At 68.3% G+C, this 22,371-nt stretch carries 19 protein-coding genes; 13 read left to right on the top strand and 6 right to left on the bottom strand.

Features of this window, described 5'->3' with window-relative positions:
• Positions 1–4 precede the first annotated feature (4 nt).
• Both EV138_RS03745 and EV138_RS03740 read left to right on the top strand, forming a co-directional pair.
• The gene (locus EV138_RS03745) at positions 5–2,080 is read left to right on the top strand and encodes a phosphocholine-specific phospholipase C (protein WP_133977039.1); all 2,076 of its coding nucleotides are present in this window, start codon (positions 5–7) and stop codon (positions 2,078–2,080) included.
• Between the two features lie 66 nt (positions 2,081–2,146).
• Positions 2,147–3,517, top strand: coding sequence for a glycoside hydrolase family 32 protein (locus tag EV138_RS03740; protein ID WP_133977038.1), 1,371 nt, complete (start codon positions 2,147–2,149; stop codon positions 3,515–3,517).
• A 4-nt stretch (positions 3,518–3,521) separates the two neighbouring features.
• Here the strand turns inward: EV138_RS03740 and ybaK are convergent, their stop codons facing one another.
• Both ybaK and EV138_RS03730 read right to left on the bottom strand, forming a co-directional pair.
• Positions 3,522–4,013, bottom strand: coding sequence for a Cys-tRNA(Pro) deacylase (ybaK, locus tag EV138_RS03735; RefSeq protein WP_133977037.1), 492 nt, complete (start codon positions 4,011–4,013; stop codon positions 3,522–3,524).
• A gap of 9 nt (positions 4,014–4,022) precedes the next feature.
• A complete protein-coding gene (locus EV138_RS03730; protein WP_133977036.1) occupies positions 4,023–4,700 on the bottom strand; it encodes a helix-turn-helix transcriptional regulator in 678 nt (225 codons plus the stop codon).
• Positions 4,701–4,792: 92 nt separating this feature from the next.
• On the opposite strand from EV138_RS03730, the gene folE reads away from it, so the two are divergent.
• Entirely contained in the window at positions 4,793–5,443 is a 651-nt protein-coding gene (gene folE, locus EV138_RS03725; protein WP_439648959.1) for a GTP cyclohydrolase I FolE, read from the top strand.
• Between the two features lie 45 nt (positions 5,444–5,488).
• On the opposite strand, the gene EV138_RS03720 is transcribed toward folE, so the two are convergent.
• Positions 5,489–5,809, bottom strand: a complete 321-nt coding sequence (locus EV138_RS03720) for a hypothetical protein (protein WP_112247638.1) — start codon at positions 5,807–5,809, stop codon at positions 5,489–5,491.
• A 314-nt stretch (positions 5,810–6,123) separates the two neighbouring features.
• Between EV138_RS03720 and EV138_RS03715 the strand changes: the two genes are divergently transcribed.
• The 10 genes from EV138_RS03715 (at position 6,124) to EV138_RS03670 (ending at position 19,998) form a co-directional block, all read left to right on the top strand.
• The gene (locus EV138_RS03715) at positions 6,124–7,572 is read left to right on the top strand and encodes a 3' terminal RNA ribose 2'-O-methyltransferase Hen1 (protein ID WP_133977035.1); all 1,449 of its coding nucleotides are present in this window, start codon (positions 6,124–6,126) and stop codon (positions 7,570–7,572) included.
• Positions 7,572–10,145, top strand: coding sequence for a polynucleotide kinase-phosphatase (locus tag EV138_RS03710; RefSeq protein WP_133977034.1), 2,574 nt, complete (start codon positions 7,572–7,574; stop codon positions 10,143–10,145). The genes EV138_RS03715 and EV138_RS03710 overlap by 1 nt, the downstream gene beginning before the upstream one ends.
• Positions 10,146–10,286: 141 nt before the next feature.
• Positions 10,287–12,227, top strand: coding sequence for a glycoside hydrolase family 127 protein (locus EV138_RS03705; protein WP_133977033.1), 1,941 nt, complete (start codon positions 10,287–10,289; stop codon positions 12,225–12,227).
• Between the two features lie 46 nt (positions 12,228–12,273).
• Positions 12,274–13,968: an ABC transporter substrate-binding protein gene (locus EV138_RS03700; RefSeq protein ID WP_238157941.1), complete on the top strand. Its 1,695-nt coding sequence runs from the start codon at positions 12,274–12,276 to the stop codon at positions 13,966–13,968.
• 3 nt (positions 13,969–13,971) lie between these two features.
• Positions 13,972–14,928: an ABC transporter permease gene (locus tag EV138_RS03695; protein WP_133977032.1), complete on the top strand. Its 957-nt coding sequence runs from the start codon at positions 13,972–13,974 to the stop codon at positions 14,926–14,928.
• Positions 14,928–15,911 (top strand): ABC transporter permease, encoded by a 984-nt coding sequence (locus tag EV138_RS03690; protein WP_133977031.1) that lies wholly within the window; start codon positions 14,928–14,930, stop codon positions 15,909–15,911. The genes EV138_RS03695 and EV138_RS03690 overlap by 1 nt, the downstream gene beginning before the upstream one ends.
• Complete coding sequence (locus EV138_RS03685) at positions 15,908–16,711, top strand: ABC transporter ATP-binding protein (RefSeq protein ID WP_133977030.1); 804 nt, start codon at positions 15,908–15,910, stop codon at positions 16,709–16,711. Before EV138_RS03690 ends, EV138_RS03685 begins: the two co-directional genes overlap by 4 nt.
• A complete protein-coding gene (locus tag EV138_RS38365; protein ID WP_133977029.1) occupies positions 16,708–17,550 on the top strand; it encodes an ATP-binding cassette domain-containing protein in 843 nt (280 codons plus the stop codon). Before EV138_RS03685 ends, EV138_RS38365 begins: the two co-directional genes overlap by 4 nt.
• Complete coding sequence (locus tag EV138_RS03675; protein WP_133977028.1) at positions 17,547–18,833, top strand: alpha/beta fold hydrolase; 1,287 nt, start codon at positions 17,547–17,549, stop codon at positions 18,831–18,833. Before EV138_RS38365 ends, EV138_RS03675 begins: the two co-directional genes overlap by 4 nt.
• Positions 18,834–19,302: 469 nt before the next feature.
• Positions 19,303–19,998 (top strand): GntR family transcriptional regulator, encoded by a 696-nt coding sequence (locus EV138_RS03670; protein WP_238157940.1) that lies wholly within the window; start codon positions 19,303–19,305, stop codon positions 19,996–19,998.
• A gap of 61 nt (positions 19,999–20,059) precedes the next feature.
• Here EV138_RS03670 and EV138_RS03665 read toward each other — a convergent pair whose 3' ends face one another.
• Genes EV138_RS03665 through EV138_RS03655 form a run of 3 tightly spaced genes read right to left on the bottom strand, consistent with a single transcriptional unit; the run spans position 20,060 to position 22,315 of the window.
• The gene (locus EV138_RS03665; RefSeq protein ID WP_133977027.1) at positions 20,060–20,641 is read right to left on the bottom strand and encodes a TetR/AcrR family transcriptional regulator; all 582 of its coding nucleotides are present in this window, start codon (positions 20,639–20,641) and stop codon (positions 20,060–20,062) included.
• On the bottom strand, positions 20,634–21,452 hold the full coding sequence (locus EV138_RS03660; protein WP_133977026.1) for an oxidoreductase: 819 nt from the start codon (positions 21,450–21,452) through the stop codon (positions 20,634–20,636). Before EV138_RS03660 ends, EV138_RS03665 begins: the two co-directional genes overlap by 8 nt.
• Positions 21,452–22,315, bottom strand: a complete 864-nt coding sequence (locus EV138_RS03655; protein ID WP_133977025.1) for an aldo/keto reductase — start codon at positions 22,313–22,315, stop codon at positions 21,452–21,454. The genes EV138_RS03660 and EV138_RS03655 overlap by 1 nt, the downstream gene beginning before the upstream one ends.
• Positions 22,316–22,371 lie beyond the last annotated feature (56 nt).

The raw sequence follows: 22,371 nt of genomic DNA, 5'->3' as shown, positions 1-22,371 counted from the left end.
ACGCATGACTGAGATCTCCCGCCGTCTCCTGCTTGGTTCAGCTGCCGGTGGGGCAGCGCTCTCGCTGCTCCCACCGTCGCTGCACACCGCGATGGCGCAACCGATGCGACCGGGCGGCCTGCGGGCTGTCGAGCACGTGATCGTCCTGATGCAGGAGAACCGCTCGTTCGACCACTACTACGGCACGCTGCGCGGCGTGCGCGGGTACGGCGACCGTCAGCCGCTCCGCCTTCGCAACGGCAAGCCGGTCTTCCGGCAGCCGGTCACCGGCGGCGGCGAGGTGCTCCCGTTCTCGATCCGCCGGGCCGCCGCCGACGCGGGCCGGAAGGCGGACGACATCCAGTACCTCGGCGCGCTCGCGCACGGCTTCGGTGACGCGACCCAGGCCTGGAGCAACGGCTGGAACGACGACTGGGTGCAGGCCAAGACCGCGGCCACGATGACGCACTACGAGCGTCGCGACATCCCGATGCAGTACGAGTTGGCCGAGACCTTCACGATCCTCGACGCCTACCACTGCTCGGTGAACGGCTCGACCAACCCGAACCGGAACTACCTGTGGTCCGGCACGACCGGCTACGAACCGGGTACTACGCAGCGCGCGGTCACCAACGCGGCGTACGACTACGACCACGCCGGCTACGACTGGACGGCGTACCCGGAACGGCTGGAAGCGGCCGGGGTGTCCTGGCAGATCTACCAGGAGTGGGACAACTTCACCGACAACGCCGTCGAGTACTTCAAGACTTTCAAGGAACTCGGGCACCGGATCCTCAGTACCGTTCCGGGTGGCTACCGGACCACCGAGGAGTTCTACGACCGGTTGTTAGACAAGACTCCGGCCGAGCAGGCCGAGGCGCTCGCTCAACTGAAGGCTGCCGTCGCGTTGCAGCCGGCCAAGGACCAGAAGCTGTTCTACCAGGCGATGTACCGCAGCGAGCCGGAGTCACTCGTACGCCGGGTTCGCGCGGACATCAAGGCCGGCAAGCTACCCCAGGTCAGCTGGCTGGTCCCGTCGGCAGTCGACTCCGAGCACCCGAGCGTGTCGACACCGGTCGGCAGTGCGAACCTCGTCTACGACCTGCTCGACGCGATCGCCTCGGATCCGGAGACCTGGTCGAAGACCGTGCTGCTGATCAACTTCGACGAGAACGACGGGTACTTCGACCATGTCCCGCCGCCCGTCGCCCCGCGGCCCGCCTCGGGTGAGGGCGACGACTGGTACTCCGGCCGGCCGATCGGTCTCGGCCCGCGCGTTCCGATGACCGTGGTGTCGCCGTGGACCGTCGGCGGCCACGTGAACTCGCAGGTCGCCGACCACACCTCGGTGATCCAGTTCCTGGAGCGCTGGACGGGGGTGCGGGAACCGAACATCAGTTCGTGGCGCAGGACAGTCTGCGGCGACCTGCTCTCGGCGTTCGACTTCACGAAGTCGTACCGTCAGCCGACGGTCGACGCACCCGGTCCGGTACCGGCGCCGGTCAGCCGCTGGAAGCCGACTCCGCCCACCACCCAGGCCCTGCCGCTGCAGGAGCCCGGTCGCCGTCCGGCTCGCGCTCTGCCTTACCAGCCGTCGGTTTCGGGCTTTGTTGCCGATGGCAAGCTGAAACTGCGATTGGGCAACAAAGCGGACGAGGCCGCGCACTTCACCCTCTATCCGTACGGCGGTGAACTGCCCGCGCCGGCCCACGTCGACGTCCGCGGACAACTCTTCCGCGACATCGCGGTGTCCGGTCCGTACGAGCTCTCCGTTCAAGGACCGAACCGCTTCTGGGTCGAGCTGGCCGGCTCGACTGACGGCGTCGCGGCGGGTCTCGACGTACGGGCCAGCAGTGCCGGAACCTCACTGCACGTGGAACTCGAGAACACCGGCACCAAACCGCTGACCGTGAAGCTCAAGGCCCGCGGCTACGGCGGCCGCACACTCAACGAACACCTCCGCGGCCGGCACCTCCGCACCCTCACCTGGCCCACCGACCACGGCTGGTACGACCTCGAGGTCACCACCGCCGAAGACCCGACCTACCGCCGCCGCCTGACCGGCCACCTGGAGACAGGTCGTCCCAGCGTCACAGGCTGAACCGGGCGGCTACGTCCGAAGGCAACTACAGTTCTTCGGACGTAGGCGTTCGAGCAGGGAGCGACTGTGGATCACCCGGACTTTCCCTATCCTGAGACGGACTATCAGGAGGACAATCGCGGGCAGTTCCACTTCAGCTCGCGCGGCGGCTGGATGAACGACGTGAACGCGCCGCTGTACTACCGCGGCGTCTACCACCTCTACTACCAGCACAACCCGCACGGGCTGGCCTGGGACACCATGCACTGGGGACACGCGACGAGCCCGGATCTCGTGCACTGGCAGCAGCAACCGATCGCGCTCGATCCAGCCGCGCACCCCGGCGACCTGTGGTCCGGCGGCGGGGTCGTTGACCTCGGCAACGTGACCGGGCTGAAGGAGGGCGACGACGAACCGATCGTGGTGTACTCCGGAACCAACGGCGTCACCGTCTTCTACAGCCTCGACGGCGGCAACACCTTCAGGTCCTTCGACAACGGACGCAAGGTCGTGAAGCCGACAGCGGAGACGAGCCGTGATCCCAAGGTGTTCTGGGATCCGGACTCGCGGCGCTGGGGAATGGTGGTGTGGTCGGATCAGGGCGGCAACGGCGTCGACTTCTTCACCTCGGTCGACCTGCTCGACTGGACCTTCGCATCGCGATACGAAGCGGACTGGCTCTTCGAGTGCCCCGACCTGGTCCGGATGCCGATCGCCGACGCCTTCGCCTGGGTACTCAGCGCAGGCAGCGGCAAGTACGTCGTCGGCGACTTCGACGGTACGACGTTCAGCACGTCCTCGCCGGCACCGCAGAAGATCAACCAGATCGACACGTACGCCGGGAGCGACTACTACGCGGCCCTCACCTTCGCGAACCTGCCCACCGACCGGGTCGTCTCGATGGCCTGGCAGGGCGGCAACAAGGGCTCGAGCTGGACCGGCAACGCGACGGTCCCGGTCGAGCAACGATTGCAGTCGACGCCGTCCGGTCCGCGCGTGCTGTGCACCCCGGTGCCGGAGATCGCCTCATTGCGGACCGCCACGCAGAGCTGGGACAACCTGACGCTGGACAGCGCCGCAGCGCAACGGTTGCTGGCGGCAATCACAGCGGACACGTATGAGATCGAGGCCGTGATCGACATCCAGCAAGCGACGCGCTTGGGCTTCCGGCTGCGCACAGGTCCGGACGGCCGGTCAGCTCGCGAGGTCGCCTACGACGCCTCGGCCAACGAGCTCGACGGTGCAACGCTGATTCCGCACGACGGCCGGATCGCGCTGAGATTGCTGGTGGATCGGGGTCAGCTCGAGGTCTTCGGCAACGACGGCGAGGTCTATCAGAGCCACAACGTGAACTTCGACAGCCTGCCCGGTGGGCACGGCGTCGAGCTGTTCACCAACGGCCGGCTTCACCTGGAGTCCCTGCGCCTGCATCACCTGAGCTCGATCTGGACCGGGTAGACCCTCAGCGGGCGATGGGTGCGGTGCGGGCGGCGGTGATGGTGATGAGGTCGGCGGGAGCGAGGGCGATGTCGAGGCCGCGGCGGCCGCCGGAGACGTAGACGGTGTCCTGCTCGGCGGCCGAACTGTCCACGACGGTCGGCAGGCTTCGCTTCTGGCCGATCGGGCTGATGCCCCCGACGACATAGCCGGTACTGCGCTCGGCAGCTGCCGGGTCGGCCATCGTGGCCTTCTTGCCGTTGAGTGCGGCGGCGACGGCCTTGAGATCGAGTTGCCTGTCGACCGGCACCACACCGACCGCGAGCTTGCCGTCGACGTCGACGAGCAGCGTCTTGAACACCTGAGCCGTCGCGAGACCGAGCGCTTCGGCGGCTTCCAGGCCGTATGACTTGGCAGCCGGGTCGTGATCGTAGGTGTGTGTCGTGAACGGCAGGCCCGCCTTGGTCAGCGCGACGGTCGCCGGGGTGCCTTGCCCGATCTGCTTGCTCTTTGCCACCGCGACAGCCTAGTCGGCGGCAGTCTTCTGGCTGAGCCGCACACAGCAATTCCCCGCACTGGGAGCCAGCAGCGCTTCCCGGTCAGCGTCGCCCAGGCCGTCCAGCAAGCCCTCGATCAGCTGCAGATTCATTCCACAGACCAGCTGCGGATGCTCGTTCGCCAGCTGATGGAAGGGGCAGTTGCCCAGCAGGATGTCCGGGCCGTCCTGGCGCGGTTCGAAGCCCTGCCGCTCCAGCACCTGGACGACATCCCCGGTTCCGCGCGCTGTTTCGCCGAGCGTTCTGCCGTAGCGAGCGGCATGCCGCGCGAGGGCGCGGGCCGGCGACTCTCCGCTGGACTCGGCGTCTTCGAGTGCCGCGGCGAGCAGGTGGCCGGCCACGCCGTACGTTCGTTCGGGCACGGATACCTCGACTTCGAGGTCCGAGCGGCGATAGAGCTTCGCGGGCCGGCCGGCGCCTGGACCGCCGCGGCCGGAGCGGCGTTCGTACACGACGCTCAGCAGGCCTTCGCCGACCAGCTTGTCGAGATGGAAAGCCGCGGTGGTCCGGGGGACACCGGCCGCGGCAGCCGCCTCGTCCTTGCCGACCGGCGTGGGGCTGCGGACGACGAGCTCGTACAGCTGTCGCCTGGTCGGTTCCTCGAGCGCGGCGATCGCCTGGACGCCGGCGAGGTGGTTGGGGTCCACCGAGGTATTGTATCGACAACTCTCGTTGACGGAATAGCTGGCGGAGTTCTACCGTAGGCGGCTCAGCCTGACTGACGCTGTGAGGAGCGCAGATGACGATGATCCGGTCTGAGGCGGAGCCGTTCACCGACCCGGAGCTCGGCCTGCCCGATGCGGTGGTGCCTCTGCACGTGGTGGCGGGACGCGCCGAGATCGACCTTCCGGCGGCCGAACGCGCCGTCGCGGATCTGCTGAAGGCGCTCGGCCGCGATCCGCACAGCGTGCACCTGGCCGACACGCCGCGTCGGGTGGCGCACGCGTACGCCGAGATGCTGACGCCGCGCGAGTTCGAGCTGACCACGTTCCCCAACGACGAGGGGTACGACGAGCTCGTGCTCGCCCGGAACATCCCCGTGCAGTCGCTCTGCGAACACCACATGCTGCCGTTCCAGGGCGTCGCGCACGTCGGCTACCTGCCGGGTGACCGCATCCTCGGGCTGTCCAAGCTGGCCCGCGTCGTCGAACTGTTCGCCCGCGACCTGCAGGTGCAGGAACGTCTCACCAAGCAGGTCGCCAACTGGCTCCAGGACCAGCTCGCGCCGAAGGGCGTCGGCGTCGTGATCGAAGCCGAGCACCTGTGCATGTCGCTGCGCGGCGTCCGTGCCGCGGGCGCTCTGACGGTCACGTCGTCCCTGCACGGGATGCTGCGCGACAACCCGAGCTCCCGCCAGGAGTTCTTCGCCCTGACCGGAATCAACTCCTGACCCTGGCGCCGGCCTCGAGCCGCACGCGGCACGTGGTACGGGCTGTCAGGCTGTGGCGACCACCGGGGGATGATGTGTGTGCCGGCCGGTGGCGAGGATGTGCGAGACCTCGCCCGGAAGCAGGTCCGTGCCCGGGACGGTCTCCATCTCGGAGACGTCCAGCCAGCGCACCACGGTCGCGCCGCAGTGGCCGTGGACGGCGAGGATGGAGTCGAGGTCCGGCCAGACGGCGGTCGAAGGGTTCTGGCCGTGCCAGCGCAGAGCGACCGATCCGTCGGTGAAGACGCATCCTTCGGCCACTGTTCCGGTGCCGGAGACTCCGCTGACGTCGGCGTACCGAACGAGTTCGAAGGTCTGGGGTTTCACCGGCGGGCCCCTCCGATGCTGGCGAGGTGCGCTGCGGTCCTGGCGGTGAGTGCTGGGTGGGACTGGTCGGCCTTGGGTTGGCCTGAGGGAGATGCCATGGTCCTTTCCCCGTGTCGGCGTGGTGGGATGGCTCGCCACAAACCGGGGACCGGTACGGACTGTCAGCGGGGAAGGACGGTCTGTAGCGACTTTTCTGCTGCAAAACAAGCTAGAACCAAAACCGCTCGCGCGCCAGACCTCTTGCCGCGTGTCTCGACGTCCGGCCGCAGATCAAATGACGCGCCGTTGAACGGCGGGCGTGATCGAATGCGGACGTGTTCCTGACGATCGGTACCACCTCAGCCGGCCTCGGCGCTCCTGCGACCGACCTCGGATTCCTGCTGCACAAGAATCCGGCGCGACCGCAGTCGTTGGAGGTGGCCGGTGGCACGGTCCACGTGTTCTACCCTGAGGCCACGGACGAGCGCTGCACGGTCGCCGTACTGCTCGAGGTCGATCCGATCGCGCTGGTCCGCTCCGGCAAGGGCCGCGCCACCGAGGGCTTCACCCTCGGGCAGTACGTGAACGACCGCCCGTACGCCGCGTCCAGCCTGCTCGCCGTAGCGGTCGGCAAACTCTTCCGAACTGCGATGACCGGCCGCTGCGACGCCCGTCCCGACCTCGCCACCCGGCCGATCCTGCTGGACATCCGCGTGCCGGCGCTGCCGTGTCGCGGTGGTGCGGCGATGGCCGAGCGGCTGTTCAGCCCGCTCGGCTGGTCGGTCGACGCCCGGCCGGTGCCGCTCGATCCCGAGATCCCGGCGTGGGGGGATTCGCGGTACGTCGACCTGCGGCTGCGTGGTGAGCTCCGGCTCGCCGACGCGCTGCACCACCTGTACGTGATGCTGCCGGTGCTCGACGACGCGAAGCACTACTGGGTCGGGTCCGACGAGGTCGACAAGCTGGTGCGCGCCGGCGACGGGTGGCTCGGCACCCACCCGGATCGCGAGCTGATCTCGCGGCGCTACCTGGCCCATCGCAAACGCTTGACCGACTCCGCACTGGAAGCCCTGGACCGCCTCGTCGAATCGGACGGTGTGGAAGTCGAGACGTCCCCGGACGAGCCCGTCGCCGAAGTCGGCGACGACCTCGCCGGCGATTCGGAGAAGCCGGTCTCTTTGGCGGTGCAGCGGCGTACGGCGGTGGTCGACCTGCTGCGCGAGCTCGGGGCCCGGCGGGTGGCGGATCTCGGCTGCGGCGAGGGAGTGCTGGTGGCCCAACTGCTGAAGGACTCGTCGTTCACCGAGGTGGTGGCGACGGATGTTTCCGCGCGAGCGCTCACGTATGCCGAGCGGCGCCTGCACGTGGACGAGATGTCCGACCGCCGGCGCGAGCGGTTGCGACTCTTCCAGTCCTCCGTCACGTACGCCGATGCGCGCCTCGCCGACCTGGACGCCGCCGTGCTGATGGAGGTGATCGAGCACGTCGACCCGCCCCGGCTGCCCGCGCTCGCCCACGCGGTGTTCGGTGCGGCCCGGCCGGGCAATGTCGTCGTGACCACGCCGAACTCCGAGCACAACGTGCGCTTCGAGACGCTGCCGGCCGGCGCCTTCCGCCATCCCGATCACCGGTTCGAATGGACCCGCGCGGAGTTCCAGGACTGGGCCGCGTCGGTCTGCCTGGCCTATGGGTACGACGTGTCGTTCCGTCCGGTCGGACCGGACGACCCCGACGTAGGCCCGCCGACCCAGCTCGCTCTGTTCCGCCTGAAGGAGGCCGTCTGATGGACCGCATCGGCATTCCCGCGCTGAGCCTGGTCGTCCTGATCGGCGTGAGCGGCTCGGGCAAGTCCACGTTCGCGCGCAAGCACTTCCTCGGCACCGAGGTGATCTCGAGCGACTTCTGCCGCGGCCTGGTCTCGGACGACGAGAACGACCAGGCCGCCAGCAAGGACGCGTTCGAAGTACTGAACTTCATCGCGGCCAAGCGGCTCGCGGCCGGGCGGCTGACGGTGATCGACGCGACCAGCGTGCAGCCGGAATCGCGCAAGCAACTGGTCGCACTGGCCCGCGAGTACGACGTACTGCCGGTCGCGATCGTCCTCGACGTGCCCGAGCGGGTAGCGGTCGAGCGGAACGCACTGCGGCCGGACCGCCAGTTCGGCCCGCACGTCGTCCAGCGGCAGCGTCAGCAACTGCGGCGCGGACTGCGCAACCTCAAGCGGGAAGGCTTCCGGAGCGTTCATGTCCTCGACAGCGCCGAGGCGATCGATGCCGTCAGCATCGAACGCACCCGGCTGTTCAACGACCTGACCGACCAGACCGGTCCGTTCGACATCATCGGCGACATCCACGGCTGCCGCGCCGAGCTGGAACAACTGCTGGGACAGCTGGGCTACGCGATCACCCGCGATCCGGACGGCCGACCGATCGATGCTTCTCACAGCGGGAGCACGGTGGCGCCGGAGTCGCGGGTCGACGCGGCCGCATCACCTTCGCGTCGGGTGGTGTTCGTGGGCGATCTGGTCGATCGAGGCCCGGATACGCCGGGTGTGCTGCGGCTGGTGATGGGGATGGTTGCCAGTGGCAACGCGTTCTGTGTGCCCGGCAACCATGAGGACAAGTTGCTCAAAGCCCTGCGGGGCAAGAAGGTCAAGCTCAGCCACGGACTCGAGGAGTCTCTCGCGCAGCTCGCCGCCGAGCCGGAGGAGTTCCGTGCGGAGGTCGAGAGGTTCATCGACGGCCTGATCTCGCACTACGTCCTCGACGGCGGCAACCTCGTCGTGTCGCATGCGGGCCTGGTCGAGCGGATGCACGGCCGCACCTCCGGCCGCGTCCGCGCCTTCTGCCTGTACGGCGAGACGACGGGGGAGACCGACGAGTTCGGCCTGCCGGTGCGCTACCCGTGGGCGAACGACTACCGCGGTCGGGCGATGGTCGTCTACGGTCACACCCCGACGCCGGTCCCGGAGTGGATCAACAACACCATCTGCCTGGACACCGGCTGCGTCTTCGGCGGCTCACTGACCGCACTGCGGTACCCCGAGCGCGAACTGGTCTCGGTCGAAGCCTTCGAGCAGTACTACGAGCCCGCGAAGCCGTTGCACGTGGCAACCGCTCCCGGCCGCGAGCCCGACGTACTGGACATCACCGATGTCACCGGTCGCCGCGTGATCGAGACCGCGACGCACGGGCGGCTGAGCATCCGCGCGGAGCAGGCCGGTGCCGCGCTGGAAGTGATGAGCCGGTTCGCGATCGATCCGCGCTTCCTGCTCTACCTGCCGCCGACGATGAGCCCGGTCGCCACGTCGCCGATCCCCGGAGTGCTGGAGCATCCGGCGCAGGCCTTCGAGGCATACAGGGCAGAGGGCGTGACCGAACTGGTGTGCGAGGAGAAGCACATGGGTTCGCGCGCCGTCGTCTTGCTGACGCGGGACGACGACGTTGCGGAGAAGCGATTCGGCCTTGCTGGGCGAGGCGCGGTCCACACCCGTACCGGCCGTTCGTTCTTCGACACCACGGTGACCAACGAGCTGCTCCTGCGACTGCGCGCGGTCGTCTCGGAGGCCGGACTCTTCGACGAGTTCGACACCTCGTGGCTGCTCCTCGACGCCGAACTGCTGCCCTGGAGCGCCAAGGCCATCGAACTCCTGAAGAACCAGTACGCCGCGGTCGGCGCGGCAGCTCGTACTGCGTTGCCCGCGGCAACAGCCGGTCTGGAGTCGGCCGTAGCGGCAGGGCTCGACGTCGGCGAACTGCTCGCGCGGACGCAACGGCGTACGGCCAACGCGGAACTCTTCAGCGCCGCGTATCGACGGTACTGCTGGCCGACCGAAGGACTCGACGGCGTACGGATCGCGCCGTTCCAGGTGCTCGCGTCCGAAGGGTCGACGTACGAGGACAAGCCGCACGCCTGGCACCTGGCGATCGCGGACCGGCTCGTCGCGGCCGGCCCCGCGCTGGTCACCCCGACCCGGCGACTGTACGTCGATCCGGAGTCCTGGGACGCGGGGATTGCCTGGTGGGAGGAGCTCACCGGCGCGGGCGGTGAGGGCATGGTCGTGAAGCCGGCCGCGAACCTGGTGCGCACCCAGAAGGGTCTTGCCCAACCCGGTCTCAAGGTCCGCGGCCGGGAGTACCTGCGCATCATCTACGGCCCCGACTACACCGAGCCGGCCAACTTCGACCGCCTCCGCAGCCGCAACCTCGGCCACAAACGCTCGATGGCGCTGCGCGAGTACGCCCTGGGCCTCGAGTCCCTGACCCGAGCCGCCCGCGGCGAACCCCTGTGGCGCATCCACGAACCCGTCTTCGCCGTCCTGGCCCTGGAATCGGAACCGGTAGACCCCCGCCTCTGACCGCTCACCGCCGGCGTTCGGGCCCGGCGGTGGGCGTGCCGAGGACTGGTGGTCACCCTTCGGACAATTTTCGGTAATGCCTGGCGGTAACCGCGTGACGGTCTTAGGGTCAGTGCAATGTCACACGGTACTGGAGGTCCGATGAGTCCCAGCCGCCTGTCGAGGCCGGCCGAGCGCGGTAGTGCGGTTCGTCCTGGCGGCGGCGCGCTCAGGCCGCTGCGCACTGACGAGGTCGAGCTGACCGGTGGGCTGCTGCACGACTGGCAGCGGCGCAACCGGCAAGCGACCGTGCCGCATGCGCTGGCCGAGCTTCGTGCGGCGGGCAACCTCGACAACCTGCGCCGCCTGCTCGATCCGGAGCTGGGCGCCTACCGCGGCCGCTACCCGTTCCTCGACACCGATCTCTACAAGACCCTCGAAGGGCTGGCGTACGAACTCGGCCACGACGAGACGCCGACCGGTGCGCGGGAGTTCTTCGACGAGGTGGTCGGACTTCTGGAGCAGGTCCAAGCCGCCGACGGCTACCTGAACTCCTTCTTCCAGGACCCGCAATCGACGAAGAAGCCCTGGCAGGACCTCGCCTGGGGACACGAGCTCTACAACCTCGGCCACCTGATCCAGGCCGCCGTCGCCGCGAACCGTCAGCTCGGCGACGCGCGACTGCTCGGGGTGGCGCGCCGGTTCGCGGACCTCGTCGTCCGGAAGTTCGGCGCAACCGGCGAGCAGGTGGTCTGCGGTCACCCGGAGGTCGAGATGGCCCTGGTCGAGCTGTATCGCGAGACCGGTGTCGAGGACTACCTCGTCCAGGCGCAGTTGTTCGTCGAGCGGCGCGGCCGCGGTCACCTGGTGCACAGCACGTTCCCGGCCGACTACTTCCAGGACAACGCTCCGATCCGGGAGTTGCCGAGCGTCACCGGCCACGCCGTACGGATGGCTTATCTCGCTGCCGGTGCTGCTGATGTTCATCTCGAGACCGGCGACGCCTCGCTGTTCAGCGCGTTGGAGCGGCTCTGGGACGACATGGTCGCGACCAAGCTCTACATCACCGGCGGTCTCGGCAGCCGGCACTCCGACGAGGCGATCGGCGATCGGTACGAACTGCCGTCCGAGCGCGCCTACAGCGAGACCTGCGCGGCGATCGCGACCATGCAGTGGGCCTGGCGGATGTTCCTGGCCGGCGGCGATTCGAAGTACCTGGATGTCTTCGAAACCGTGCTGTACAACGCGTACGGCGTTGGCCTCTCCGCGGCAGGGGCCGCCTTCTTCTACGACAATCCGCTGCAGCGTCGGCCTGATCACGAGCAGCGCAGCGGCGCCGAGAGTGGCGGAGAACCGTTACGCCGGTCCTGGTTCGGTTGCCCGTGTTGTCCGCCCAACATCATCCGCTGGATGGCCCAGTTGCAGGACTACTTGGCCGCCGAGCGGGACGGCACGCTCTACCTCTGCCAGTACGCCGACGCGCGAGTGACCACTGAGACCTTCGCCGTCACCGTCCGTACGGCGTACCCGTGGAACGGCGACATCACGATCACCGTCGACCGCGCTCCCGATGACGAGGCCGGCTTGGCTCTTCGCATCCCCGCCTGGGCAGCAGCGGCGGATGTGAGCGTGAACGGCGTTGCTGTCGGCAACGAGCCCGACCGGGGATGGCTGACGGTGAACCGCCGGTTCGCCGCGGGCGACGAGGTGCGATTGGTGTTGCCGATGACCCCGCGGGCGCATGGTTCGCACCCCTACCTGGATGCGACCCGGGGCGCCGTCGCCGTAGCCCGCGGCCCACTTGTCTATTGCCTCGAGCAACAGGATGCGGCCGCCCCTGTCGACGACCTCTTGATCGGACCGACGCAGGTCGCGGAAGCGCGCGTAGTACCGGTTGAGGTTGTCGCCGGTACGCCGGGTCAGGTCGTGCTCGACGTGACCGCCGGCGTCGCGCCGACGCCGGCGGACGAGCTGTATCCGGTGCTGACCGGCCGATCGGCCGATGAAGGCCCGGCCGGATCGGCGCAGGCAAGGCTCGTTCCCTACTTCCTCTGGGGCAACCGCGAGGCGGCGGCGATGCGGGTCTGGTTTCGGCAGTCGTGACACCACCATCTGGGGCTCGTCGAGCCCACGAACGGAGAGAAGGCAGATGAAGAGATCGACCATGCTGGTGGGGCTCGCGCTGTCCGGCACGCTGCTGGTCAGCGCCTGCTCGGGCGGTGCGGCCGGCTCGGCGCAGAACGCTGCCGGACCGGCGGGCAAACCTGCGCAGGGCGGCGTCGTCCAGGTGCTCGCGAACGCGGGCTTCTCCCACCTCGACCCGGCCCGCGGCTTCGACGGCGGCGTGAACAACTTCTACCGGTTGATCTACCGGACGCTCACCACCCAAGGCGCGGCACCCGGTGCCGAGGGCACCAAGATCGTCCCCGACCTGGCGACCGACACCGGCAAGGCGTCGGACGGCGGGAAGACCTGGACCTTCACCCTGAAGGACGGACTGTTCTTCGAGACCGGTGCGCCGATCACCAGCGCCGAGGTGAAGTTCGGCGTCTCGCGCGCCTGGGACCCCGAACTCGGGATCGGCTCGCCGTACGCCAAGCAGATCATCGACGCCCCCGCGAGCTACCAGGGCCCGTACAAGTCCGGCGACCTTCCGACGATCGCGACACCGGACGCCAAGACCGTCGTCTTCCACCTGAAGAAGCCGTACGCCGACTTCGGCAGCGTGGTCGCCCAGAACACCTTCGTCCCGATCCCGGTCGGCAGCGGGGTCGGCAACCAACTGGATGCCAAGCCGATCGCGTCCGGTCCGTACAAGGTCGCGCAGTACAAGCCGGGCGCGTCGCTGAAACTGGTCCGCAACGACAAGTGGGACGCGAAGACCGACAGCGTCAGGGCCGCGAAGCCGGACGGGTTCCAGTGGACGTTCGGACTCGACGGCGCCACCATCGACGAGCGGATGATCGCCGGTCAGGGGACCGACGCGAACGCGATCGCCGGCACGATCCAGGCGGCCACGGTCGCCCGGGTCCAGACCCCGCAGCTCAAGCAGCGCACGCTGTCCGGCCTCGGCGGCTGCACGACGTACATGGGCCTGAACACCACCAAGAAGCCATTGGGTGACGTCCGGGTGCGGCAGGCGATCAACCTCGCCGTGAACAAGCAGACCGTGCGGGATGCCGTCGGCGGTTCGTCGCTGGCGGAGCTGGCGACGAGCATCCAGCCGCCGACCGTGGTCGGCCGAGTGGACTACAACCCGTACCCGAGCCAGGACGGCAAGGGTGACCGGGAGGCGGCCCGCAAGCTGCTGGCCGAGGCCGGCCTGGCGGGCGGTTTCACCCTGACGCTCGACACCAGGGCGCAGCCGAAGATGCAGGCGATGGCGGTCGCGATCCAGCAGGCGCTGGAGCCGCTGAAGATCACCGTCAAGATCAACACCATCGACACCTCGACGTACTACGAGGTGATCGGTACTCCGTCGCAGCAGCACGACGCGGCGATCACCGGCTGGTGCCCGGACTGGCCGTCCGGCGCGACCTTCCTGCCACCGCTGTTCGACGGCCGCAATATCGTTGCCAAGGGCAACTCCAACCTGGCGCAGCTGAACGACCCCGGGGTGAACAGCCGGATCGACGAGATCGCCGCGATGTCCGACGTCAAGCAGGCGAACGCGGCGTACGGCGAACTGGACAAGCAGATCATGAAGCTGGCGCCGATCGTGCCGCTGCTGTACGAGAAGGTCGTCACGGTGGTCGGCAGCAACATCGCGGGCGCCTACCTGCACGACGGCTTCTCCGGTGGTATCGACCTGGTGTCGGTGGGCCTGACGGACGCCGGGAAGTAGCCGATGACAACGACCCCGACGCTGCTCGAGGTCGAGGAGGTGGGCTCGCCGTCGGTTGACGGTGGGCCACCGACCTCGACCCGGCGGATCCTCACCCGGCTGGGCAGGGACAAGGCTGCACTGTTCTGCGTCGCGTTCCTGCTGCTGGTGGTCCTGATGGCCGTGTTCGCGCCGCTGATCACGAAGATCAGCGGCTGGGGACCGTACGAGTTCGACTCGGCCGCGATCAACTCCGATCTGGGCGGGGTGCCGCACGGTGCGCTCGGCGGGATCAGCGGCCGGCACTGGTTCGGCGTCGAGCCGCAGAACGGCCGGGATCTGTTTGCCCGGATCGTCTACGGCGCCCGGGTGTCGATCACGATCGCGTTGTCCGCGACCGTGCTGACCGGCGTCCTCGGTGTGGTCTTCGGGATGCTCGCCGGGTTCTACCGCGGCTGGGTGGATCAGGTGATCTCCCGGCTGATGGACTTCCTGATGGCGTTCCCGGCACTGATCTTCATGATCGCGATCCTGTCCTCGTTGCCGGCCGGGAACCGCCCGGTCCTGCTGGTCGTGGTGATCAGTGCGTTCGGCTGGCCGTATCTGGCCCGGGTGATCCGCGGCCAGACGATGACGCTGGCGAACCGGGAGTTCGTCGAAGCCGCGCGGGCGTCGGGGGCGAAGAACACCGCTGTCGTGTTCCGCGAGATCCTGCCCAACCTGCGCGGCTCGATCATCGTGATGACGACCCTGGCCCTCCCCGGCTACATCGGGACCGAGGCGGGGCTTTCGTTCCTCGGCGTCGGAGTCTCGCCGCCGACCGCTTCCTGGGGCCAGATGATCTCCGGCTCGGTCAGTTGGTACTCGGTGGACCCGATGTTCTTCGCCATCCCCGGTGCGTTCCTGTTCCTCACCGTGTTGTCGCTGACAGTGCTCGGCGACAAGATCCGCTCGGTGATCGACGCGGGGGAGGCGTCCTGATGGTCCGCTACGTTCTCGGCCGGCTCGCCGGCGTACTGGTCATCCTGCTGGCGGTCTGCCTGTTCACCTACGTGATCTTCTTCAAGCTGTCACCCGATCCCGCGGTGATGATCTGCGGGAAGACCTGTACGCCGGACCGGATCGACTCGATTCGCTCGATGCTCGGCTTGAACCAGCCCTTGCTCGCCCAGTTCTGGGATTTCCTGCAGGGCATCTTCGCCGGCCGGGACTACGGCACGGTGCACTGTCCAGCGCCCTGCCTCGGGTACAGCTTCCAGACCAACGAGTCGGTCTGGTCGATGATCACCGCCCGGCTGCCGGTCAGTATCACTGTTGCTGTCGGAGCTGCCGTGCTGTGGCTCCTGGCCGGAGTGATCGGTGGGCTGATCAGTGCGATCAAGCAGGGCAGCTGGTGGGACCGGAGCGCGATGGCGCTCGCGCTCACCGGCGTGAGCGTGCCGAACTATGTCCTGGCACTCGTGCTGCAGTACGTCCTGGTGGTCAAGTTGCAGGTGCTGCCGTTCCCGTCGGCGCCGCCGCTGACCGAGAACCCGATGCTGTGGTTCGAGTCGTACCTGATGCCGTGGACCGTCCTGGCGGTCGGGTACGCCTGCCTGTACGCGCGGCTGACTCGGGCGAACGTGATCGACACGTTGTCGGAGAACTTCCTCCGGACGGCCCGGGCCAAGGGGCTCAGCCGGTCGTTGATCCTGCGCCGGCACGCGCTGCGACCGGCGCTGACACCGATCACGACGATCTTCGGGATGGACTTCGCCGGGTTGCTCGGTGGCGCCCTGATCACCGAGACCGTCTTCGGGCTGAACGGGATCGGGAAGATGGCCGCCGACTCGATCGCGAAGAACGACCAGCCGGTGATCATGGCCGTCACCCTGCTGGCCGCCTTCTTCGTTGTCGTAGGCAACGTTGTGGTCGATCTCGTCTACACCGCACTGGATCCGAGAGTGAGGGTCACGTCGACATGACGGAAGCACTGTTCGTGGTCGAGGACCTCACGGTCACCCTGCCCACCAGCCGCGGGCCGGTCGACGTCGTACGCGACGCGTCCTTCACCGTCGGCCGCGACGACACCCTCGGCATCGTGGGCGAGTCCGGCTCGGGTAAATCGATGACAGCTCTGGCGGTGCTCGGCCTGCTGCCACCCGGTGCTCGGACCAGCGGCAGCATCCGCCTCGACGGGAAGGAACTGCTCGGCCGGTCGGAGGCTGAGCTGCGCCACGTGCGGGGCAACGCGATCTCCATGGTGTTCCAGGATCCGCTGTCGTCGCTCAATCCGTACTACACCGTCGGTCTGCAGATCGAGGAGGGCTACCGCGCGCATCGGGGCGGCTCGCGCCGCGACGCCCGCCGGGTGGCGATCGAGGCGCTCGAGCAGGTGCGGATCCCGGACGCCGCCCGCCGGATCGACCACTACCCGCACCAGTTCTCCGGTGGTCAGCGGCAGCGCATCATGATCGCGATGGCGTTGTGCTGCTCGCCGGCGCTGCTGATCGCCGACGAACCGACCACCGCGCTCGACGTGACGGTCCAGGCCCAGATCCTCGAACTGCTCGCCGAGCTGCAGGCGGAGACGGGTACAGGCCTGATCTTCATCACGCACGACCTGGCCGTGATCAGCTCGATCGCCCGGCGGGTGCTGGTGATGTGCGCCGGCGATCCGGTGGAGTACGGAACGGCCGAGCAGATCTTCTCCGACCCGCGACACGACTACACCCGCGCGCTGCTGGACGCCGTACCGAGGATCGACGACGAGGTGCTCTCGTGACTTTGCTGAGGCTGCATGAGGTGACGAAGGAGTTCGTCACCCGGGGACAGGGCGGACTGCTCGCTCCGAAGGCTGCCTTCACGGCGGTGGACCAAGTGAGCTTCGAGGTCTCGCTCGGCGAGACCCTGGCCATCGTGGGGGAGTCGGGCAGCGGGAAGTCCACGACCGCCCGGATCGCGGCGAGGCTGCTCGATCCGACTCGTGGCACCGTGGAGTTCGAGGGGCAGGACATCACTCGGGCCACTGGGAAGAGTCTGGCCCGCTTCCGCAACGACGTACAGGTGGTGTTCCAGGACCCCTTCTCGTCGTTGAACCCGCGGTACACGGTCGAGCGGATCGTCACCGCGCCTTTGAGCTATCAAGGCATCGCGCCACCCGGTGGCCGGCGAGCCTTCGCGCGCGAACTGATGGAGCGGGTCGGGCTGAACCCGGACCACTCGCAGCGGTACCCGTCGCAGTTCTCCGGCGGCCAGGCCCAGCGGATCGGAATCGCCCGGGCGCTCGCGGTGAACCCGAAGTTGGTCATCTGCGACGAAGCCGTGTCGGCCCTCGACGTGTCGATCCAGGCGCAGGTGATCAGACTGCTGCTGCGATTGCAGCGCGAGAGCGGCTTCAGCTACATCTTCATCGCGCACGACCTGGCCGTAGTACGGCAGATCGCTCAGCGGGTCGCGGTGATGAACAAGGGCAGAATTGTGGAGTTGGGCACTCGCGACCAGATCTTCGACCAGCCGCGGGACGAGTACACGAAGACGCTGCTGGCGGCTGTGCCGCAGATCAACCCGGAGTGGGACCGGCGTCGGCGGCAACACGAGCAGGAGCGGAAGGCGAGCGTATGACGACGTACACGATCCCCGGTATGCACGTCCGCGAGCACGAGGTCTCGGTGCCGCTGGACTGGTCGGACCCGGGTGGCTCCGAGCAGCTCAGCGTGTTCGCGCGGGAGTTGGTCGACCCGGTTCGCCGGGACGAGGACCTGCCGTGTCTGGTGTTCCTGCAGGGCGGACCGGGAGGCAAGTCACCTCGACCGATCGACGCCAAGGGCTGGATCGGGCAGGCGTTGAAGACCTATCGCGTGATCCTGCTCGACCAGCGCGGCACGGGTCGGAGTACGCCGGTCGACGGGCGCCGGATGGAGTCCTTCGACACCGCCTCGGAGGCGGCCGACTATCTCGCGCACTTCCGTGCCGACTCGATCGTGGCCGACGCCGAGCATCTACGGAAGACGGTGTTCGGTGGCGTGAAGTGGTCGACGCTCGGGCAGAGCTTCGGTGGGTTCATCACGCTGACCTACTTGTCGCAGGCTCCGGAAGGTTTGACGGCCTGCTACGTCACGGGTGGCCTGGCCTCGGTGGAGCCGGACGCGGCGGAGGTCTACCGGCGGACCTATCCCCGGGTCGAGGCGAAGAACCGCGAGTACTACCGACGCTATCCGCACGACGAGCAGCGCATCGCGGCGATCGCGGACCGCCTCGCGGCGGGCGACGTACGGCTGCCGGACGGCGACCTGCTCACCGTACGACGGTTGCAGTCGCTCGGGATCGACTTCGGTATGAAGCCGGGCTACGAGCGGATGCACTGGCTGATCGACGAGGCGTTCTCGGGTGATGAGTTGTCCGAGACGTTCCTCAGCCAGGTGATGGTGCGTTCGTCGTACAGCGACGGGCCGTTGTTCGCCGCGTTGCAGGAGGCTTGCTACGGGTCGGGCGACGGGGCGACCGCTTGGGCCGCTGAGCGGGAGCGGTCGGCGAGGCCGCAGTTCGCGGAGACGGCCCGGCCGCTGCTGTTCACCGGCGAAATGATGTATCCGTGGATGTTCGAGGAGATCCGCGTACTGCGGCCGTTCCAGGCGGCCGTCGAATTGTTGGCCTCGCGTCCACGGTGGAGTTCGCTGTATGACTTGGACCGGCTCGCGGCGAACGAGGTCCCGGTGGCGGCGGCGGTGTACTACGACGACATGTACGTCGACTCGGGTTTGCAGTTGGAGACCGCCGCGCGCGTCGGCAACCTGCAGGCCTGGGTCACGAACGAATACGAACACGACGGCATCGGCTCCGACCGAGTCTTCACCCACCTGACCGACCTGGTCCGCTCCACCGGCGGCGGAGTCCGCCCCGGCTGACCGACCCCACCCGATGCTTGCCCGATGACATCGGACCAGACGCGTCGCCGTTGACCGCCTTTGCGGTGGCGTCGGAGCCGGGCGACCTTCGGGCCGATGGGCGTTTGCTGGCTGGTGTCAGGGCCGGGTGGGCGGGTTGATCGGCGTTCGTGCGGTGGTGCCGAGCGGTCGGGTCGGGTTGACGGGCGGTGGTGGGGCGGTGTCGGAGCTTGGTGGCTCGGATTGATGGGCGTTGTGCGGTGGTGCCGAGTGGGCGGGTCGGGTTGACGGGCGGTGGTGGGGCGGTGTCGGAGCTTGGTGGGTCGGGTTGATCGAGAGTTGCTGGTGGTGTCTGGGCTGGGGGGATCGGGTTGGGCGGCGTTTGTTCGGCGAGATGGGGTGGGGGTGAGCGGCAGGGCGTTGGTGGTTGTGTTGCTGGGGTGGATCAGAATGTGGTCGACGGGACGATTCGAGCGAGGGAGGTGACCGGGTGGGGACGCAGTCGATCGGTGTGCAGCCGAGTGTGCGGCCGTTGGAGCAGCGGGAGAGCCTGCGGGACAGCGTGGCGAACGCGCTGCGGGCGGCGGTGATCTCCGGCGAGCTGGAACCGGGGCAGGTGTACTCCGCGCCGACGCTCGGCGCCCGGTTCGGGGTCTCCGCGACCCCGGTCCGCGAGGCGATGCTCGATCTCGTCCGCGAAGGCCTGGTCATCTCGCTGCGGAACAAGGGCTTCCGCGTCACCGAGATGTCCGACGAAGACCTCGACGACCTGGCCGCGCTCCGGCAACTGATCGAACCACCGACGATCCGCGACGTCGTCCCCGTGATCCCCGCCGACGACTTCCCCCACCTGCGCACTCTGGCGCAGGACATCGTCGTCGCCGCCGAGGCAGGCAACCTGATCGACTACATCGAGGCGGACCGGGTCTTCCACGTCACCCTGCTCGCCTACAGCGGCAACCGCCGCCTGGTGGACGTCGTCTCCGACCTCCGCTCCCAAACCCGCCTCCTGGGCCTCACCCCTCTGGTGGAAAGCGGCCGCCTGGGCCAATCCGCCGCCGAACACCACGAACTGATGGACCTCATCGAAGCCCGCGACGCCCCCGGCGCCGAACACCTGATGCGCCGCCACATAGGCCACGTCCGAGGCCTCTGGGCCGGCCCCTCGGACCCCCCACCCCACTAACCATCCGCCGTCGTGCGTGGTGGTCTGCGGAACCGCCACCGCCTGGTGTGAGGAGCGGGTGCTAGCTGGGGGTGAGGAGGCCGTGGAGGGCGGCTGCGGTTATGGCGTCGGCTTCGTCGGCGGTGAGGGGGGCGTGGCCGGTGAGGAGGCGGAAGATCAGCGGGCCGAAGAGGAGATCGGTGGCGGTGCCGGCCGAGATGGCGGGGTTGACCTCGCCGCGGCGGAGGCCTCGTTCCCAGAGTTCGGCGACGTTGGCGCGCCGGGCGTCGAGGAAGAACTCCCGGAAGTACGGCGCGGCCGCCTCGTCGGTGACGCTTGCCGCCAGCAACTGCGCGAAGACCTTGCCGTTCGGCCCGGCGTAGAACTTGCTCACCCGGCGGACCTGCTCGGTGAGATCGTCGACCACATTGCCTTCGTTCGGCAGCGGGATCGAGTCCGCCATCCGCCGCCCGAACGCCTCGGCCGCGATCGCCGTCCGGCACGGCCAATGCTTGTAGATGGTCGCCTTGCTCACCCCGGACCGGGCACTGATCGCATCCACCGTCGCCGCCCCGAGCCCGCCCTCGTCCAGCAACTCCTTCGTTGCCGCGAGCACCGAATCCTTGGCGCGCACGCTGCGTGGGTGCGAGGACTGCTCAAGCATCGTCGTGATCCGTCGACAGCGAGACCTTCCGCCACCGCTCGAGCTCGGTCCGGACCTGGTCGAGCTTGGCCTCGACCCGGGCGACCGAATCCCCGCCGAGCTGGAGGCGCAGTGGGGGATCGGGCAGCTCGGCCAGGTCGACGATCGCGCGGGCAGCCTTGACCGGATCACCCGGCTGGGCGTGGTTCCAGTCGGCCAACGATTGCCGCATCGTGCCCACCGTGTCGGCGTAGTCGGCGATCTCGCCTGCCTGGTGAAGGCTCGACTCGTCCAGGAAGTCGGTCCGGAACAGCCCTGGCTCGACGATCGTGACGTGGATGCCGAGCGGCTCCAGCTCGCCGTGCAGTGCTTCGGAGAACCCTTCAACGGCGAACTTCGTCGCCGAGTAGAGCCCCCACCCCGGCGTACCGGTGAAACCGCCGACCGAGCTGAGCTGGATGAGCCGGCCGCTGCGTTGTGCGCGCAGTACCGGAAGAACGGCTCGCTGGACGTTGAGGACGCCGAAGACATTGGTGTCGAAGACCGCTCGTGCGGCCGAGTCGGAAGCCTCCTCGACCGCACCGAGCAGGCCACGTCCCGCGTTGTTGACGACCACGTCGATCCGGCCGAACTCGCGCACGGCAGTCTCGACCGCTGCTCGGGCCTGCGCCTCGTCGGTGACATCGAGCGGCACCGGAAGCAGTCGATCCGTGCGCTCGATCTCCTCGGGCCGCCGCGCCGCGGCGACCACTTGGTTGCCCCGGGCAAGCACCTCCGCGACGACCCCGGCACCGAAACCCCGGGACGCGCCGGTGACGAACCACACGCTCATCAGCCGACCGCCGCCGTGAGCTGGTCGAACTCCTCCTGGGTCAGCTCGACCTTTGCCGCGTCGATGTTGTCCTCGACGTGAGCGACCGACGAGGTGCCCGGGATCGGCAGCATCACGGGCGAGCGCTTGAGCAGCCAGGCCAGCGCGAGCTGGGAGGGTGACGCGTGGTGGCTCTCGGCGATCTTGGCGAGTGGGCCGCCGGCCTTCGCCAGCTCACCGGTGGCCAGTGGGAACCAGGGGATGAAGCCGAGGCCGTTCTTCTCGGCGTACTCCACCAGGTCCTCGTCGTCGCGCTGGCTGAGGTTGTAGAGGTTCTGGACCGAGACGATCGGGGCAGTGCCGGCGGCCTCCTCAATCTGCGCGATGCTCACCTGGGACAGCCCGATGTGCCGGATCTTGCCCTCTTGCTGGAGCGTCGCCAGCTCACCGATCTGGTCGGCGAGCGGCACCTCCGGATCGATCCGGTGCAACTGCAGCAGGTCGATCCGCTCCAGGCCGAGGTGCCGGAGGCTGAGCTCCACCTGCTGACGCAGGTACGCCGGGCGGCCGATCGGCTCCCAGCCGCCCGGACCGGTCCGGGCGAAGCCGGCCTTGGTCGCGATCACCAGGTCGTCGGCGTACGGATGCAGGGCCTTCTTCAGCAGGAGATCCGCGGTGAACGGGCCATAGGCGTCGGCGGTGTCGATGAAGTTCACCCCGAGCTCGACCGCACGCCGCAGCACCCTGACCGCCTCGTCGGGATCGCGCGGGTCACCCCACACGCCGTCGCCGGTGAGCTGCATCGTCCCGTACCCCAGCCGGCGGACCGTCAGGTCTCCGCCGATGGTGAACTCGCCGGACGCCGCCGCAACTGCTTCGGTCATGTCGATCTCCTAACTAAACTGAACGTACAGTTCACTCTAGCGAAAAGCCGCCCCAG

The sequence above is a fragment of the Kribbella voronezhensis genome (assembly GCF_004365175.1).
Lineage (GTDB): Bacteria > Actinomycetota > Actinomycetes > Propionibacteriales > Kribbellaceae > Kribbella > Kribbella voronezhensis.
This window is presented reverse-complemented; position numbering and strand designations above follow the sequence as displayed.

Excerpts from the sequence above, each read along its gene's own strand:
- EV138_RS03745 (WP_133977039.1), top strand. The coding sequence starts at position 5 with ATGACTGAGATCTCCCGCCGTCTCCTGCTTGGTTCAGCTGCCGGTGGG.
- folE (WP_439648959.1), top strand. The coding sequence starts at position 4,793 with ATGACGATGATCCGGTCTGAGGCGGAGCCGTTCACCGACCCGGAGCTC.
- EV138_RS03710 (WP_133977034.1), top strand. The coding sequence starts at position 7,572 with ATGGACCGCATCGGCATTCCCGCGCTGAGCCTGGTCGTCCTGATCGGC.
- EV138_RS03705 (WP_133977033.1), top strand. The coding sequence starts at position 10,287 with ATGAGTCCCAGCCGCCTGTCGAGGCCGGCCGAGCGCGGTAGTGCGGTT.
- EV138_RS03700 (WP_238157941.1), top strand. The coding sequence starts at position 12,274 with ATGAAGAGATCGACCATGCTGGTGGGGCTCGCGCTGTCCGGCACGCTG.
- EV138_RS03695 (WP_133977032.1), top strand. The coding sequence starts at position 13,972 with ATGACAACGACCCCGACGCTGCTCGAGGTCGAGGAGGTGGGCTCGCCG.
- EV138_RS03690 (WP_133977031.1), top strand. The coding sequence starts at position 14,928 with ATGGTCCGCTACGTTCTCGGCCGGCTCGCCGGCGTACTGGTCATCCTG.
- EV138_RS03685 (WP_133977030.1), top strand. The coding sequence starts at position 15,908 with ATGACGGAAGCACTGTTCGTGGTCGAGGACCTCACGGTCACCCTGCCC.
- EV138_RS03675 (WP_133977028.1), top strand. The coding sequence starts at position 17,547 with ATGACGACGTACACGATCCCCGGTATGCACGTCCGCGAGCACGAGGTC.
- EV138_RS03665 (WP_133977027.1), bottom strand. The coding sequence starts at position 20,641 with ATGCTTGAGCAGTCCTCGCACCCACGCAGCGTGCGCGCCAAGGATTCG.
- EV138_RS03660 (WP_133977026.1), bottom strand. The coding sequence starts at position 21,452 with ATGAGCGTGTGGTTCGTCACCGGCGCGTCCCGGGGTTTCGGTGCCGGG.
- EV138_RS03655 (WP_133977025.1), bottom strand. The coding sequence starts at position 22,315 with ATGACCGAAGCAGTTGCGGCGGCGTCCGGCGAGTTCACCATCGGCGGA.